This is a genomic window from Streptomyces sp. NBC_00289 (assembly GCF_041435115.1).
GTDB lineage: Bacteria > Actinomycetota > Actinomycetes > Streptomycetales > Streptomycetaceae > Streptomyces.
In genome coordinates, this window is the sequence record NZ_CP108046.1 from 1,987,413 (window position 1) to 2,003,451 (window position 16,039).

General features: G+C 71.8%; 13 protein-coding genes and 3 pseudogenes. 9 read left to right on the forward strand and 7 right to left on the reverse strand.

The features are described 5' to 3' along the window. The first annotated feature begins 57 nt into the window (after positions 1 to 57). From OG985_RS09455 to OG985_RS09465, 3 genes are all read left to right on the forward strand, one after another. Positions 58 to 621, forward strand: a complete 564-nt coding sequence (locus tag OG985_RS09455; RefSeq protein ID WP_371667815.1) for an NAD(P)H-dependent oxidoreductase — start codon at positions 58 to 60, stop codon at positions 619 to 621. 608 nt (positions 622 to 1,229) lie between these two features. After that, positions 1,230 to 1,550, forward strand: a complete 321-nt coding sequence (locus OG985_RS09460) for a hypothetical protein (RefSeq protein WP_371667816.1) — start codon at positions 1,230 to 1,232, stop codon at positions 1,548 to 1,550. Positions 1,551 to 1,584: 34 nt separating this feature from the next. After that, positions 1,585 to 2,775 (forward strand): CaiB/BaiF CoA transferase family protein, encoded by a 1,191-nt coding sequence (locus OG985_RS09465; protein ID WP_371667817.1) that lies wholly within the window; start codon positions 1,585 to 1,587, stop codon positions 2,773 to 2,775. 87 nt (positions 2,776 to 2,862) lie between these two features. Here OG985_RS09465 and OG985_RS09470 read toward each other — a convergent pair. Continuing rightward, a pseudogene (locus tag OG985_RS09470) lies at positions 2,863 to 3,020 on the reverse strand (short-chain dehydrogenase); the annotation flags it as partial. Between the two features lie 251 nt (positions 3,021 to 3,271). On the opposite strand from OG985_RS09470, the gene OG985_RS09475 reads away from it, so the two are divergent. Then, on the forward strand, positions 3,272 to 3,484 hold the full coding sequence (locus OG985_RS09475) for a hypothetical protein (RefSeq protein ID WP_371667818.1): 213 nt from the start codon (positions 3,272 to 3,274) through the stop codon (positions 3,482 to 3,484). Here OG985_RS09475 and OG985_RS09480 read toward each other — a convergent pair. From OG985_RS09480 to OG985_RS09495, 4 genes and pseudogenes are all read right to left on the reverse strand, one after another. After that, complete coding sequence (locus OG985_RS09480; protein ID WP_371667819.1) at positions 3,471 to 4,193, reverse strand: formylglycine-generating enzyme family protein; 723 nt, start codon at positions 4,191 to 4,193, stop codon at positions 3,471 to 3,473. The genes OG985_RS09475 and OG985_RS09480 overlap by 14 nt on opposite strands. Positions 4,194 to 4,234: 41 nt before the next feature. Next, positions 4,235 to 5,083, reverse strand: coding sequence for a hypothetical protein (locus tag OG985_RS09485; RefSeq protein WP_371667820.1), 849 nt, complete (start codon positions 5,081 to 5,083; stop codon positions 4,235 to 4,237). A 28-nt stretch (positions 5,084 to 5,111) separates the two neighbouring features. Further along, positions 5,112 to 6,772 (reverse strand): annotated as a pseudogene (locus OG985_RS09490) (cellulase family glycosylhydrolase). Positions 6,773 to 7,060: 288 nt separating this feature from the next. Continuing rightward, complete coding sequence (locus tag OG985_RS09495) at positions 7,061 to 8,848, reverse strand: alpha-L-fucosidase (protein WP_371667821.1); 1,788 nt, start codon at positions 8,846 to 8,848, stop codon at positions 7,061 to 7,063. 474 nt (positions 8,849 to 9,322) lie between these two features. Between OG985_RS09495 and OG985_RS09500 the strand changes: the two are divergent. Next, positions 9,323 to 9,466: pseudogene (locus tag OG985_RS09500) on the forward strand (DNA-binding response regulator); the annotation flags it as partial. 48 nt (positions 9,467 to 9,514) lie between these two features. Here the strand turns inward: OG985_RS09500 and OG985_RS09505 are convergent. Next, positions 9,515 to 10,903, reverse strand: coding sequence for an AbfB domain-containing protein (locus OG985_RS09505; protein ID WP_371667822.1), 1,389 nt, complete (start codon positions 10,901 to 10,903; stop codon positions 9,515 to 9,517). 244 nt (positions 10,904 to 11,147) lie between these two features. Here OG985_RS09505 and OG985_RS09510 point away from each other — a divergent pair, with 244 nt between their 5' ends. From OG985_RS09510 to OG985_RS09525, 4 genes are all read left to right on the forward strand, one after another. Continuing rightward, on the forward strand, positions 11,148 to 12,572 hold the full coding sequence (locus tag OG985_RS09510; RefSeq protein WP_371667823.1) for an amidase: 1,425 nt from the start codon (positions 11,148 to 11,150) through the stop codon (positions 12,570 to 12,572). Positions 12,573 to 12,598: 26 nt separating this feature from the next. Then, positions 12,599 to 12,817, forward strand: coding sequence for a hypothetical protein (locus tag OG985_RS09515; protein WP_371667824.1), 219 nt, complete (start codon positions 12,599 to 12,601; stop codon positions 12,815 to 12,817). Positions 12,818 to 12,949: 132 nt separating this feature from the next. Next, entirely contained in the window at positions 12,950 to 14,437 is a 1,488-nt protein-coding gene (locus OG985_RS09520; protein ID WP_371667825.1) for a flotillin family protein, read from the forward strand. 38 nt (positions 14,438 to 14,475) lie between these two features. Continuing rightward, positions 14,476 to 14,922, forward strand: coding sequence for a type II toxin-antitoxin system PemK/MazF family toxin (locus tag OG985_RS09525; protein ID WP_371667826.1), 447 nt, complete (start codon positions 14,476 to 14,478; stop codon positions 14,920 to 14,922). Positions 14,923 to 15,123: 201 nt separating this feature from the next. Here OG985_RS09525 and OG985_RS09530 read toward each other — a convergent pair whose 3' ends face one another. After that, complete coding sequence (locus tag OG985_RS09530; RefSeq protein WP_371667827.1) at positions 15,124 to 15,954, reverse strand: TIGR02452 family protein; 831 nt, start codon at positions 15,952 to 15,954, stop codon at positions 15,124 to 15,126. Positions 15,955 to 16,039 lie beyond the last annotated feature (85 nt).

Here is a 16,039-nt window from a genome sequence, read left to right on the forward strand (position 1 = left end):
ATTAAACGGACCTCGGTCCGGTTCGTTACGGCAGTGTTTCAGCCCATTGGAGTTCCCATGTCTGTTCGCATCCTCGCGCTCGTCGGCAGCCTTCGCGCCGGTTCGCACAACCGCCAGCTCGCCGAGGCGGCCGTCAAGCACGCTCCCGAGGGTGCCGACGTGGTGCTCTTCGAGGGCCTGGCCGACATCCCCTTCTACAACGAGGACATCGACGTCGAGGGCAGCGTGCCGGCCGCCGCGGCCAAGCTGCGCCAGGCAGCCGGCGAGGCCGACGCGTTCCTCTTCTTCTCGCCCGAGTACAACGGCACCATCCCGGCCGTCCTGAAGAACGCCATCGACTGGCTGTCCCGCCCGTACGGCGCCAGCGGCTTCGGCGGCAAGCCCGTCGCCGTGGTCGGCACGGCCTTCGGCCAGTTCGGCGGCGTCTGGGCGCAGGACGAGGCCCGCAAGGCCGTGGGCATCGCGGGCGGCAAGGTGATCGAGGACATCAAGCTCTCCATCCCCGGTTCCGTGACCCGCTTCGCCGAGACGCACCCGGCCGACGACTCCGAGGTCGCCGCGCAGCTGACCGAGGTGGTCGCCCGCCTGCACGGCCACGCCGGCGAGACCGTCGCCGCCTGACCGTCACGCCCGAGGTCCCGTAACGGGGCTGGAGCCGCGGTCTCACCCGGGTCCCGTGAGGGGGCGGAGCCACCGTCGCTCCCCGGTAAGGGGGCCGGAGCCACCGTCTCACCGAGGTCCCGTAGGGGGGCCGGAGCCACCGTCTCATCCGAGGTCCCGTAAGGGGGCCGGGGCGCCGATGGGCTCCGGCCCCCTTCGCCGTGCCCGGGTGAGCCCGCCCGCCCACCGCCACGTCCCGGCGGCCGGCCCGGGTGGCTCTCCGCGCCACGGCCGGCCCGGCCGGCCGGTGTCACCCGCCGGACGGCGGGCAGGTTCCGCCGGACGGCGGCGCCCGGGCCGGCCACCGGCGCGCCGATCATGGCGTCTGGCCCGCACGTAAGGCTGTCGCCGCGACGCGCGCGCCACCCGGATCTCCTGCCGATGTGGGACTCCTGCCGGATCTTTCCGCACCTTTCCGCACCTTTGCGACGATGCCCGAAGCGGCCGTTCCCGGGGCGTCCCGATCGTGGAGTTCCGGGATGCGTCGCCGCGGGCCGGGAGGGGCAATGTCCTGGGGGACGCGTCACGACAGGCGTGTCACGCTGCCCGCCGGAGAACGGAGACCCTTCGTGACGACGAACCACGTGGCCCCCACGGCGCAGGCCGCCCCCACGGCACGGACGTCGCCCGAGCAGATAGAGCGGCTCGACGACGTGATCATCGCACTCCTGGCCCGGCGCCGTGCGATGGCGCGGGAGCTGCCTCCCCCGGCCCTCGCCCGCGCCGTCGACCCCGACTTCGTGGAATCCGTCCGGGGGATCACGGACCGCTACCGCGAGGAACTCGGCGGCGCCGGTGAACTCGTCGCCCGCGCGGTGATGGTGCTGTGCCACCCCGACCACCGGTCCGCGGACCGGGAAGACGCAGGTGGCGGGCGGGCCCGGCGTTGACAGGCCTTCGGCCGCCGCCGTACTAATGGGCCGCATGAGCCTGCCGCAGCGCCCCCTGTCCGGCATCACGGTGGTCAGCCTGGAACAGGCCGTGGCCGCGCCCTATGCCACCCGGCAGCTGGCCGATCTCGGCGCGCGTGTGATCAAGGTGGAGCGGCCGGGCGACGGCGACTTCGCCCGCCGCTACGACACGACCGTGCACGGCCACTCCAGCTATTTCGTCTGGCTCAACCGGTCCAAGGAGTCGCTGACGCTGGACCTCAAGGACCCGCGGGGGCTCGAGATCCTCCACCAACTCCTCGACGGAGCCGACGTGTTCGTGCAGAACCTCGCCCCGGGGGCCACCAACCGCCTGGGCCTCGGCACCGAAACCCTCACCCGCCGCTACCCCCGGCTCGTCCCGTGCACCATCTCCGGCTACGGCACCTCGGGCCCGTGGGCCGACCGCAAGTCGTACGACCTGCTGGTGCAGTGCCAGACCGGCCTGGTGTCCCTGACCGGCACCGCCGAGGAAACGGCCCGGGTCGGGATCTCGGTCGCCGACATCGCCGCCGGGATGTACGCCTACAGCGGCGTCCTCACCGCGCTGTACACCCGCGCCACCACCGGCCGGGCCCACCCGGTGGAGGTGTCCCTGTTCGAGGCGCTGGCGGAGTGGATGGGGCAGCCCGCCAACTACACCCGCTACGGCGGCAGCCAGCCCCCGCGCCTGGGTACCCAGCACGCCACGATCGCGCCGTACGGGGCCTTCTCCACGGCCGACGGCAAGGACGTCCTGTTCTCCATCCAGAACGAGCGGGAGTGGGCCGCGCTGTGCGAGCGCTTCCTCGGCCGGCCGGAGCTGACCTCCGATCCGCGCTTCGCCACCGGCTCCGACCGGGTCGCCCACCGCGAGGAACTCAACGCCCTCGTGGCCGAGCGCATCGCCCGCTCCGACGCCGAGGAGGTCCTCAAGGAGCTGGAGGACATCGGCATCGCCTGCGCGGGAGTCAACGACGTCGCCGCCTTCCTCGACCATCCGGTGCTGGCCGCCCGCGACCGCTGGCGCGAGGTGGCCGTACCCGGGGCGACGGTCCAGGCCCTGCTCCCCCCGGCCGACCTCGCGGGCCTGTCGGCGCGCATGGACCCCGTGCCGTCCGTGGGCGAGCACACCGAGGCCATCCTCGGGGAACTCGGCCGCAGCCGCGCCGACATCGACGCGCTGCGCGCCGACGCCGTCGTCTGAGCCATCGGCCCGGGCCCGCCGAACGCGCGCGAGGCTCGGCCCCCACGGCCCGTGCGCCCTGGCCGTCGCGGTCTCCAGCACCCCGGTTCACCAGGGCAGCGGCCCCTCCGCGTCGACGTAGCCGCCGGTCGGCCCGTCGGGGCCGGCCTGCGCCAGGCGGACGATGATCTCGGCGCCCTGCTCGACGGTCTGGTCCCCGTGCGGCCGTTCAGGTCGGTCGCGGTGAAGCCGGGTTCGACCCCGTTGAGGGTCAACCCGCTGTACGCGGCGCCGATGGGCGACATCTCCGGCCTGCGCGACTTCGAGCGCGACGGCGTGTGGCGCAACCTCCTCGGCTCGGGCAGCCGGGTACGGCACACGCCCGAGTAGCGCCGCGCGCGTTCGAAGTCGTCATGGCCGCCGATCTGCGCGCGACGGCCGCCCGGTATCCCGTCGACCGGCAGCCGCGGCGGCCGGTGCCGGAACTGCGCACGAACAGCGCACGCTTCGCGGAGCCGTGGGACGCGGGAGTCGTCGGCCGGCAGGAGAGGGCTCGCGCAAGACCGTCGAACACCCACAGGTCGGTCCGCTGACGCTGGACTGCGACGTGCTCGGCGTGGCGGGCAGCGACCTGCGCGTCCTGGTCCGCACGGCCGAGCCCGCCACGGCGGACAGCGAACGGCCGGCCCTGCTGGGTGTCCTGGGCACCCGGACGCTCACCGGGCCTTGAGCCGTGGGTCATCGTGCCCGCCGGGCACCGTGGCCCCGGCCGACCGGGAGCGCGCGACCCGGAAGCCCACGTCGTCCACCCGGAAGGTGGGATGGCTACGGCGCCGTACGGAGGCCCGGCAGCTCCAGTGCTCGTCGAACCAGCCGCCGCCGCGCAGCACCCGGTAGGAGCCGTAGACCTCCGCGTCGTAGACGTCCCAGCACCACTCCCAGACGTTGCCCAGGGTGTCGCCGAAGCCCCAGGCGTTGGGCCGGCGGCCGCCCACCTCGTGGATCCGCTCCCCGGAGTTGCCCCGGTACCAGGCGATCTCGTCGAGCGGCCCGTAGCGCGGTCCGGAGGTACCGGCGCGGCAGGCGTGTTCCCACTCCGCCTCGCCGGGCAGCCGGTACCCGTCGGCGGCCGCGACCCACTCGACCTCCTCGCCGTCGTCCGCGAAGCGGTAGGCGGGCGTGCGGCCCTCCTGCGCGGACAGGGCGTTGCAGAACCGGACGGCGTCCCACCAGGAGACTCCCTCGACGGGCAGGCGGTCCCCCTCGGCGGTGCTCGGCCGCAGACCGGTCACCCGTGCGTAGAGCTCCTGGGTGACCGGGTGCGCAGCGATGTCACAGGGTGCGAGCTCGACCTCCCAGCTGCGCCGGGTCCGCCGGTCCGACAGCGTGACCCGGCCCGGTGGGACGGCGATCATCGTGAGCAGGGCACTCGCATCCATGCGCGCATGATCTCACCCCGGACCGCCGTCCCGACGGGTCGTCAGTGGCCGTAGCGGCTCTTCAGATGGCGCCAGAAGTCCCGGAGCATCCACGTGTCGAACTCGGTGATCCGGGTGGCTGTGCCCGCGTTCATGAGGAAGCAGCACTGGCCGGCGGGGGTCCAGTCGTAGAAGTCGTCGAGGCCGAAGGTGTGGCCGACTTCGTGCAGGTAGATGTGGATGTCCTCCTGGTCGAGGGCGCCGGTGAAGTACTCCTGGCCGACGCGCTGGCCCCAGTCGCCGCCGGCGCCGCCCTGGAACCCCTTGGTGAGCCAGAGGGACTGGTCGTAGTGGTGGGCGGCGCCGCCCGGGCACTTCGGGTAGGTGCCGTCCTGGTGGAAGAAGCGGCCACAGTCGGGAGCGCACTGCGGGGCGCCGCCGCCGTCGAGGTTGCCGGCGTGGACGTCGACCGAGTTGTCGGTCCACTGGAGGGTCGAGCGGTTCTTCACCGCCCAACCGACGATGTTGACCGGCACGGTGGTGTACGGCCAGGCGTTGGTTCCCTTGCCGTTGTCGACCATGGCCGCCGCCCACTTGGCGAACTGCTTCTTCAGCGCGGTGTGGATCCGGTCCCGCAGGCTCACGCTGACCGGCGTGTCCGACTCCCAGCGGACGCAGTAGTTGATGCTTCCCCGGTTGGCCATGACCTGGTCCCAGCCGTAGTTGCGGAAGCCGTACAGGTCCGGGTACGTCGACTCGACGTGGTTCCAGACCTCGCCCAGCGGCTGGACCAGATTCGCCGGCGGCCTCCACTCGTCGGCCGCCTGCGCCGGGGCCGTCAGCGCGGGCGCGGCGATCAGGGCGACCAGGGTGGCGAGGACGGCGACCAGCCGCGAGAGGTGCGTGCTCATGCCGAACTCCCTTCTTCTCGCCGCCGGTTCACGTGGTCGCGCAGGTGCTGCCGTTGAGGGTGAAGGCGGTCGGGGCCGGGTTCGTGGTGCCCTTGGCACCGATGAAGCCGACCGTGACCGAGCCTCCGGCGGCGATGGTGGAGGTGTAGGAGGCGGGCGCGACGCTCACCTTGCCGCCGGTCTGGGTGGGGGTGCCGCCCCACATGTTGGTGACGGTCTGGCCACCCGCGAAGCTGAAGCCCAGCGTCCAGCCGCTGATGGCGGTCGTGCCGGTGTTGCGCAGGGCGATCTCGCCCTGGAAGCCGCCCGGCCACTCACCCACGACCCGGTAGCCGACCGAGCAGCTCACGGCCGGTGCGCTGCCGGTGGTGACGTTCACCGTGGCGGAGCGGGCCGAGCGGTTGCCGGCCGCGTCGTGGGCGTAGACGGCGAAGGTGTACGCCGTGTCGGGCGTGAGGCCGGTCACCGTCACGGAGTTGGTGGTGGAGGCGGCGACCTTCGTCTCGGAGCCGCCGCCGACCCGGACCACGTCGTAGCCGGTGACGCCGACGTTGCGGTGGCGGCGGCCCAGGTGAGGGCGGTGGAGGTGGCTGTCGTCGCGGAGGCGGCCGGGGTGCCGGGGATGGTCGGGGACTGGGTGTCGCCCGGTGTGCCGCCACCGTAGACCGTGGCTTCCTTCGCGGTCTGGGCGATGCCGTTGACACCGTTGAAGACACGCTGACCCCAGGCGCTGAGCCGGCTGGGGTCGAAGTCGGTCGCGAGGTCGAGGACCGGGTCGGTGTTGCCGCTCCAGGACCAGGCGAGGTAGCCGAGCCGCAGTTGTACGGCGGCGGCCATCATGGTGTCCTCGTCCGGATCGCCGTACTGGTCGGCGGGGCCCCCGAACTCACCGATGAGGATGGGCAGTCCGGCGTTGACGAAGGCGTTCAGGTAGTCGGTGATCTCGGCGGCGGTGTCGTAGACGCTGTACATGTGGATCGAGAAGATCAAATCGCCGGTGGGGTCGGCGTCGTACACGGCCTGGGCGTTGGCGCGCATCACGCCCTGCCAGTCCTGGCCCCAGTTGGGCGCGTCCACCATGATCGTGTGGGCGAGGCCGGCGGCGCGCAGCTTCTTGACGGCCGAGGTCGTGGGCGCGGTCCAGCCGGCGGGGTCGGTGTTGCCCCAGGGCTCGTTGCCGATGTTGATGACGATGTGGCTCTCTTCGCCGGCGAGCACGTCCTTCAGGCCGATCCAGTAGTCGGCCGCCTGGTCGAGGGTCGCGGCGGCGGCCTCCTCGCCGTATCCGGTGGTGTCGTGCACCTCCAGGACGCAGATGAGCCGGTTGGCCTTGCACTGGGCGACGACGGCGGCGACGTCGGCGGGGCTGTTCGCGGTCCAGCGGTGGCCGTTGGACAGGACGACCCGCACGGTGTTGGCGCCCAGCGCCTTGATGTCGGCCAGCGACTGCGTCTCGCCCGGATACCAGGTGTGGGCGTGGTTGACGCCCCGCATGACGAAGTCGTTGCCGTTGCCCTCGGTCAGGCGGCCGTCGCTGATGTGCAGGCCGGTGGCGAGGGCGCCGGCCGACTGCGCCAGGGCGACGGCCGGGCACATGAGGCCGAGGACGGCGAGCGCGACGAAGGCGGTGAGTGCGGTCAGTAAGCCGGCCGGGGAGCTCTTTCGCGTCGTGCTTCTCGTTGTTCTCACTGCGACTCCAGAAAGTGAGCGCCAGGAAACTCAGGCATCGGGCGGGCCAGGGAGCCCGGGAGGGGTATGGGGCTGTGGGAGCGCTCCCATGAACCCACTCTGCCAAGTACACGTCAAGAGACCGCGCACGCTCCGTTGCGAGACGGACGACCTTCCGGGGCTGCCGTCGCGCGGCCCACGGCACTCCGGGGCGCGGCGCGGCCCCCGCGTCGACGGAGCACGCGGGGGCCGGCCTCGGACGGTCGGGCTCCGGCATGACGGGCAGGCCGGAGAGCCACGGTGAACGCGTCAGCCGTGGCCGCGGGGATGGCCGTAGCCGACCTGTATCTCGTCGATCCTCAGCTGCCGGTAGACGTTCGGGACGGTGGCGGCGGCCCAGGTGGTGGGCACGTCGAGCCGGATGTAGCGGGTGCGGAGGCGATCGCCCAGATCGATGAAGCGGACACCGCGGGCGCTCTCCAGCACCCCGGCCCTCACCTGGCTCCACGAGGCCCCGTCGTCACTCACGGAGACCGTGTAGTCCTTGATCCGCGCGGAGTCCTCCTTCCGCCCGAAGGTCTCCCTGTTGTACGTCGGCGACCACTCGCGCTGGTTGATCCCGAGGAAGGACGCCTTGCGGATCCGGCCGAGGTCGAGGACGTGACTCAGGGGCAGGACACCCCTGTTGTCGGAGTACGTGGAGAAGTCGCCGTCCGTGAGGGCGGGTTCGCTCGCCTTGACCAGGCCGGCCGGGTGGACGCCTTCCCGGTGCGGTGCCGTGCGGACCTCGAGGACGGTGTCGTACGGGTCCCAGTCGGTGATCCCTTTGACGGTGAGGGTGCCGTCGCGCTGGTCGAAGCGGAAGCGCTTCCCGGTGCGCAGGTCGGTGATCCGCTCGATCCGGTAGCCGTTGTCGCGGATGCGGACCCGGTCGCCGGAGGCCGGCTTCGTGGTCACGTGGACGTACTGCGTCGTGCGGTCACCGCGGCGGAGTGTGATGTAGCCATAGGACCCGTCGTTCCAGGCGCCGGGCTGCATGCCGCCGTACATGAAGCCGCCGGCGTCGACGCCGTGCAGGGACTGCCAGATGGGCGGGAGGTAGTCCTCCATCAGGTCGAGGAACTTCTCCTGCTGCGGCGGGAAGCGGCCGTCGACCATGGCGGTGAAGTCCATGAGGGACTTGATGGAGTTGCCGGCATTGGCGACGTAACGGTCGACGTTCAGGCCGGTCGACACCGGGCGGTCCTGACCGTCGTACCACCAACTGCCCGTGTCGGGGACCTTGTAGCAGGACTCGGTGAGGCGGGGCATGGGGGTCCAGGTCGCCGACGGCTGGTCGTACGGCGGGGTCATGCCGACCTTCTGCTCATGGGACACCATGTCCATGACCGGCGTGTCCTCGTTGTTGTTGCTCAGGGTCATGTCCGGGCGCAACTGCCGCACCTGCTCGTAGAGTTGATGTTGTTCCCAGTACTCGTTGTCGTTGTCGATCCAGAACCCCGCGAGCTTCGGGTAGTTCCTCATGACCTCGAAGAAGTTGTCGTAGGAGAACTCCCCGAAGCCCTGGCGGGTGGTGAGATCGACGTCGTGGCCCTTGGAGGCCGAGTAGGCCGCCGAGTCGAGGGTCTCGACACCCTGCTCGTTGTGCCACTGGGGGTCGTCCGTCATGTAGAGGATGACCTTGAGGCCCTTCTTGGCGGCCGCGTCGACGAGTTCACCCAGAAGGTCGCGCCGCGTCGAGCACGAGCCGGGGATCTTCGACGGCCAGGGGCGGGCGTAGCCGAGGCGGGAGTGGAAGGTGGCGAGCACGATGTAGCCCGCGCGGATCTTGCGGGCCTGGTCGACCCAGTACTCGGGGCTCCAGCCGCCGTCGGTGACGTCCTTCTCCCAGGAGGCGCAGTCGAGGTGCTTGGGGGCGGTGAACATGCCCCAGTGCAGGAACAGGCCGGCGGTGGCGTTGCGGAGCGTGGCCTGACGGGGTGGGTACGCCGGCTGGTGGGCTGCGGCGGCCTGGGACGCGGGCGCGGTGAACAGGCCGCAGAGGAGGGCGAGTACGGCCACCCACAGCAGGTGGGCGGTGTGCCGTGCGGGTCTCATGGATGCGTGACCTCTGTTCCGTTGACGACGACTTTCCTCAGCACGAGGTCCGGTGCGGACTGGTTGGCGTTCGGCTCGGGCTCGGCGGGAGCCCCGGCGAGAACCGATTGTCATCGGATGACTCGATGCCTGGTCCCGCCGAGGTGGCGGCAGCGGCAACGCGTCGCGGGACCGGACAGGCGAGCCGGGGCATGGCCTGGTCGGCGAAGGCCTGAACAGCGCCGAGTGCGGGGCACGATGGCTCCTGCGGGCGTTCGGCCGGGGTGGGGACCGGCGACGAGGCAGCGCTTTCTCAGTCCGTGTGCTCGAACAAAATGCTTCGATACATCGGAGCTGTCAAGACGCTGTGCTCGGATTCGTGGTGCCCGATCAGTCGTCCGTCGCGATGGCGGTGCTCGACCCCGGGCGGGCGCCAGCGGGTTCCTCCTCGAGGACGCCCGCCCCGAGGAGGTCATCGGCTGAGGCTGCACCGACACCGACACCGAGATCGCCGAGCGCCTCGTACCGACCGAGTCCACCGTCGAGAAGCACGTCGGCCGCGCCCTGGCCGGGATCGGCGCCCGCGACCGGATCCAGGCCGTCATCCGCGCGTACGACGCCGGACTCGTCCGCCCGCGCGGTTGGCCGGTCGCGGCCGTGCGGGCGGCGGGCCGTCGTTGCCGGAGCTCAGGCCCAGGCGGTCACCGGCACGTACGAACTGTCCTGCCGGAACAGGTCCGTGCCGTCCGTTCGGTCCACGCGGAGCTGGTAGTTGTAGTGCCGCAGGTAGTAGCCGGGGTAGTTGTACGACTCGAAGCGGAGCGAACCGCTGCTCGTGCCCGTGCGGGCGATGAAGGTGGCGTCCTTGGCGAAGGTCGAGGTGCCGTCGTTCGCGTCGAAGCGGCCGCGGAAGTCCCAGTGGCGCAGGTAGTTGCCGGACGTGTCGCGGAAGGAGTAGCCGTTCGCGTCGGCCAGACCGGCCACGACCGTGAAGGTGGACGCCTGCTTCTCGGCGGCGGTGCTGGAGGCGCTCACCACGGGGAGGTTGAGCAGGGCGGACTGCGACTGCCAGTACCGGGTGGAGAAGTTGGCCGACCGGAAGGAACGCGTGACGCCCTTCGCCAGGCTCGGGCCGCCGGACACCGTCTCCTTCACCACCGTGAAGTGCCGTGCCGTACCGGAGACGACGGGCAGCGCGGCCGGGGCCGACCAGGTCGCGAAGGTGTCGTAGCTGTCGCTGGAGTAGTAGGTGCCGTCGCCGTAACCGTCGAAGAAGATCCGCCAGCCGCCGTTGTCGAGCTGCACCAGCGCCGGGCCCTCGCGGTAGCTGCCCCAGCCGGCCCAGTCGCCGGTCCTGCTGATCGTGTAGGGGCCGGTGAGGTTCGAGGCCGTCGCGTACTCGATGTACTTGGTCGTCTCGTTCTTCGTGAACGCGTGGTACGTCGAGCCGTTGCGCACGAGGAAGGTGTCGATGTGGTTGCTGCCGATACCCGACAGCGCGACGGGCGAACCCCACGCGGTCAGGGCCGAGTTGGCGGCCTTCAGCAGGTAGGGCGTGAAGATCCACTCGTCGCTGGTGAGGGAGCAGGACACGATGACGTACACGCTGCCGTCGCTGTCGACGAACCACTCCGGCGCCCATGCCCGGGACAGGTTGGCGAGCGGCACCGTGTAGTCGTACAGGAAGGTCCAGTTGACGCGGTCGGAGCTGCGGGCGAACCCGATGGTGGTGCTGACGTCCTGCCAGGTGTGGGTGGTGTACGTCAGGTAGTAGTAGCCGTTGGTGTGCTTGAGGACGCCGGCGTCGCGGATCCTGTTGCTCGGCGGCGTGTACGCGGAGGCCTTGGTCAGCCGGAAGTCGGTGGCGTCGTCGGACTGGTAGACGTTGACCGTGCCGTCGTTGCTGTTGAGGAACGGCACGATCGTGTACCGCGTGGCCGAGCCGCTCGGCGGGGCGGCGGCCAGGGCCGTGCCGAGCAGTCCGGGCATCTCGCCCAGCAGCAGGGCCGAGGCGGGGAGGGCGGCGAGGGCGCGCAGCAGAGCGCGGCGGGACGGCGTGGGGGGACGTGTGCTCACGTGCGGCTCCTTGGTCCAACCGAAAGACCGACGTCCGGAATACCGAACACGGTTCGGAAAGTCGGTCAGAAGGTAGAGGTGAGGCCCAGGCGCGTCAATGCTTTGCGCGCGACGCGGCGACGGCTGCGTGAACACTGTGCCGAGCGGTCCCACTCCGGCGCGCACGGGGATGTTCGACATTCCGTACCCTGCACCTCCACCGGACGTTACTGTTCGGTAGACCACGCTCCCGGAGGTGTCCCGCATGACGCTCGACCGTTCCGCCGGCCTGCTGGAGACCGCCCGCGCACTCTCCGCCGGGGAGACGACCTCCCGGACGCTCGTGGCCGAGGCGCTCGCCAGGATCGACGCCAGCCAGGGGTCCCTCAACGCCTTCCGGATCGTGCGCGCCGAGGCCGCGCTCGCCGAGGCGGACGCGGCGGACGCGGAACTGGCCGCCGGGGCACGCCGGCCGCTGCTCGGGGTGCCCGTGGCCGTGAAGGACGACATGGACGTGGCCGGCGAACCGACCGCGTTCGGCTGCCGTGGTGAGTACCCGCCCGTCGCCGAGGACGGCGAGGCGGTGCGGCGGCTGCGCGCGGCCGGGGCGGTGATCGTCGGCAAGACCAACACCTGCGAACTGGGGCAGTGGCCGTTCACCGAAGGGCCCGCCTTCGGCGCGACCCGCAATCCCTGGAGCCCCGACCACACGCCGGGCGGCTCCTCCGGCGGCTCGGCCGCCGCCGTCGCCGCCGGCCTGGTGCCCGCCGCGCTCGGTTCGGACGGCGCCGGTTCGGTACGCATCCCGGCCTCCTGGACGCACCTGATCGGCATCAAGCCGCAGCGCGGCCGCATCTCCACCTGGCCGCGCGGCGAGTCCTTCCAGGGCATCACCGTCAACGGCACACTCGCCCGTACGGTCGCCGACGCGGCCCTCCTGCTGGACGCGGCGAGCGGCAACCACGAGCGGGACCCGCACCGGCCGCCGGCCCTCACGGTGTCCGACTCCGTGGGCCGCGACCCCGGCCGGCTGCGCGTCGCGCTCTCCCTGAAACCGCCGTTCACCGCCCTGCCCGCCCGGCTTCTCCCGGAAGTACGTGCCCAAGTCGTCGAACTCGCCGAGAAGTTGGCCGCGCTGGGGCACGTGGTCGAGGAGGCCGACCCGCCGTACGGCCAGATCGGCCTCACCTTCCTGCCCCGCGCCACCGTCGGCCTCGCCGAACACGTCCGCGAGGCACCCTTCCCCGCGCTCCTGGACCGCCGCACCCATGGCGCCGCCAGGCTGGGCCGGGTGCTGGGCGGCATCCCGCTGCGCGCGGCCCGGCGCGCGGAGGCGGTCCTGCACCGCCGGATCGGCGGGTTCTTCACGTCGTACGACGTGATCCTCGCGCCGACGACGGCCGCTCCCCCGCCGCGCATCGGCGCGATGCTGGAACTCAGCGGTCCGGCCACCGACCGCGCCATGATCGCCGCCTGCCCGTACGCGTGGCCGTGGAACGTGCTCGGCTGGCCCGGGGTCAACGTCCCCGCCGGTTTCGTCGCGGGCGGTCTGCCCGTCGGCGCCCAGCTGCTCGGCCCGGCGAACAGCGAGCCGCTGCTGGTCTCGCTCGCCGCGCAGCTGGAGGCGGAGCTGCGCTGGCACGAGGCGTGGCCACCGCGACAGTTCGCCGCGGATTCCCCGGCGGTGTAGTCGCGTTCGGCCCGTACGCTGTGACCATGGGCGATGCGTCGATGGTCGGACTCGTGGGGCGGGTCACCGGAACGATCGGGCCCGGACTCGTCGGTGAGGTGATCGTCCGCGTGCGCGGCGGCGCGGAGCACTTCCTCGCCTACGCCGCTCCCGGCACCGGCCGCATCGAGTCCGGCACGGTGGTGATGGTGGTGGAGTACCTTCCGCCGAGGACGGTCTACGTCACCGCCGCATACGACAGTTGAGCGCGCCGGGGCGCAGGTGAAGGCGTATGTATCAAGGTTTCGACAAGGATGGGCCGGTGGCTGTACCCCGGTGACGCGCAGGAGCACACTCCCTTCGTTCGGTGCCGAAAGGGCACCATCCAAAGGGGGCGTATGCCGATGGTTGTCGGCGTCGTTGCGGGGGTGGCGCTTGTCGCCGTCCTCGTACTCATCGGTCTGTTCAAAATGATGTGGCGGGTCGCGGAACCCAACGAGGCGCTCATCATCTCCGGCTCCACACACAAGACGGAGGGCCTCGGGGAGGGCATGGGGTTCCGCATCGTCACGGGGCGCGGCACGCTGGTGCTGCCCGGCGTGCAGGCGGTGCGCAAACTCTCGCTCGACCTGAACGAGACCGAGTTGCACGTGGACTGCGTGACCCACCAGGGCATTCCGCTCAAGGTGCGGGGCGTGGTCATCTTCAAGGTGGGCGACGACTTCGTGTCGATCGCCAACGCGGGGCGGCGTTTCCTCGACCAGCAGAAGCTGATGTCGGAGCGGGTGCACAACGTCTTCGCCGGCCATCTGCGGTCCATCGTCGGCGGGCTGACGGTCGAGGACATGATCCGCGACCGGGAGAAGCTCACCGGGCAGACCCGGGCGGCCTGCGGCACGGAGATGGAGAAGCTCGGGCTCATCGTCGACTCGCTGCAGATCCACGAGATCGAGGACCCGACCGGGTACATCCAGAACCTCGCCATGCCGCACGCGGCGGCCGTGCAGCGGGACGCGCGGATCGCGCAGGCCGAGGCAAACCGGCTGGCCACCGAGGCCGAGCAGCAGTCCTTCGCCCGGATGGCGCAGGCCACCCGGGACAGCGAGATCCTCCAGGCCGGCTACCAGGCCGAACGCGACAAGGCCGGCGCGAAGGCCCGGCAGGCGGGTCCGCTCGCCGATGCCGCCGCCCGGCAGGAGGTCGTCGTCCAGGAGACGCGGGTCGCCGAACTCGAGGCCAACCGGCGGGAGCAGCAGCTCCAGGCCGACGTCCGCAAGCCGGCGGACGCCAAGGCCTACGAGAAGCGCACGCTGGCCGAGGCGGAGCGGGACGTGCGGATCTCGGCGGCGCAGGCCAAGGCCAAGGAGACGGAACTCGCGGCCGCCTCGGAGGCGACCCGGGTGAAGACGGCCGCGGGCGCCGAGGCCGAGGCGACCAGGGCGCGGGGCGCCGCGGCCGCCACGGCGACCCGGGCCACCGGTGAGGCCGAGGCGGCCGCCGCGCAGGCCAGGGGGCTGGCAGCGGCCGAGGCGACCAAGGCACAGGGGCTCGCGGAGGCCTCGGCCATCAAGGCGCGCGCCGCCGCCCTGGCGGAGAACCAGGAGGCCGTCGTCGCCCAACAACTCGCCGAGAACTGGCCCGAGATCGTGCGGGCCGGCGCGTCCGCCTTCGGCAACGTCGACAACATGGTCCTCCTCAACGGGGCCGACGGCATGGCCGACATGTTCGCCAAGGCCCTCACCATGGGCGGCACCGGACTCGGCGTGGCCCGGCAGCTCCTGGCCTCGATGAACCAGAACGGGCAGACACCGCCCGGGACTTCGTCGCTGAACGGGTCCAGGACGCCGCCGGCGCAGCGGGTGCCGGTGGAGAAGGACGAGGGGTGATCGAGCGGTCACGGGGGTCACGCTCTAACGTGACCCCCGTGACTGCGTCTATCGATGAGAACGTTCCGGGCCGCTCGGGTCCCACCGCGACCGTCCAGGCCGACCCTCGCGAGGTGGGCCGGGTGCGCACGGAGTACTCGCCCGCGCACGACGGGGACCCGGATCCCGGTGAGATCGTCTGGACCTGGGTGCCCTTCGAGGAGAACGACGGCCGCGGCAAGGACCGCCCCGTTCTCGTCGTCGCCCGCGAGGCCGGCGGCACCCTGCTCGCGGTTCAGCTGTCGAGCAAGCGGCACGACGGCGACCGGGAATGGGTGCCGATCGGCAGCGGCCCGTGGGACCGGACGGGGCGCGACTCATGGGTGGACGTGGACCGCGTGCTGCGACTCCACGAAGAGGGCATGCGCAGGGAGGCCTGTGCTCTCGACCGGATGAGGTTCAACCTGGTCCGACACCGCCTGGCGGAACGCTACGGCTGGAGGTGAGAGAGGACGGCCGGAGGTGAGCCGGCGTGACCGGTGCCGAGGCCGGGCGGCCGGAACCGAGGCCGGCACGACCGGAACCGAGACCCGGCCGCCGGAGGTGAGGCCGGCACAGCCGGCCCGAGCCGCACGCCACCGGGTCACGGACACCCCCAGCCGCACGATCACCGGCTCACGCACCCGCCCGACCGCACCACCACCGGTTCACCGCTGCGCCCGGCCCTCCGGGAACGTCTGTACGAACGCCTCGCGGACCGTGCTGCCCCGGGTGCGGTCCAGGATGCCGAACACCACGTGGTCGAAGGTCCCGGCGAAGCGTCCGCCGGGGCCGAGCAGCGTCCTGAACGCGCCCGCGACCTGGGCTGGGTCGTTCTGGAAGACCCCGCAACCCCAGGCGCCGAGGACCATGCGCCGGTGGCCGTGGGCCGCGGCTGTCTCGAGGACCCGCTCGGCCCGTTCGGCGAGGGCCCGCGGCAGTTCCGCCCGGCGCTCCGGCGCGGCACGCAGGACGACTCCCGCGTTCGGTGCGGCCGCCGTCAGGAACGAGGCCTCGTACGGCTCGTCCAGCAGTCTGCCGCGGTCGTCCCGGAAGACGGGTACGCCGGGTGAGTGGATGACACGGTCGGTGTAGAACGGGTCGCGGTGGGCGCGGTGATGGTCGTAGAACTCCCGGACCCCGACCAGGCACGTGTACAGCGCGGAGGCCCGGCACAGGGCCTCCTCCTGGGCCTGGGCGCCGTTGAGGTAGCCGCCACCGGGGTTGCGGGCCGAGGAGAAGTTCAGGACGGCCACCGGACCCGCGGCCGCGAGCCGGCGTGCCGCCTCCAGGCTGCTCTCGCCGGTGACCTCGAACGCCGTGTCCACCGGCACGACCGCCGGCGTCGGCACGGGCCCGGGCCCGTGCATGCGGGTGCCGTGCCGGGCCGCCTTCACCGCCGCCGCGACGGACACCCGGCGCCCGCCGGGGGCGTCGTAGGCACCCTCGGCCACGATCTGTTCCGTTTCCCGCGCTGTCGCGCGCAGCCGCGTGCTCATGGCGCCACCCCCGTGGGCGCCATGAGCACGCGCCGCGCGCCCTCCCCCGTCGTGCTCATGAACGCATCGTGAGCGATGCTGGTCA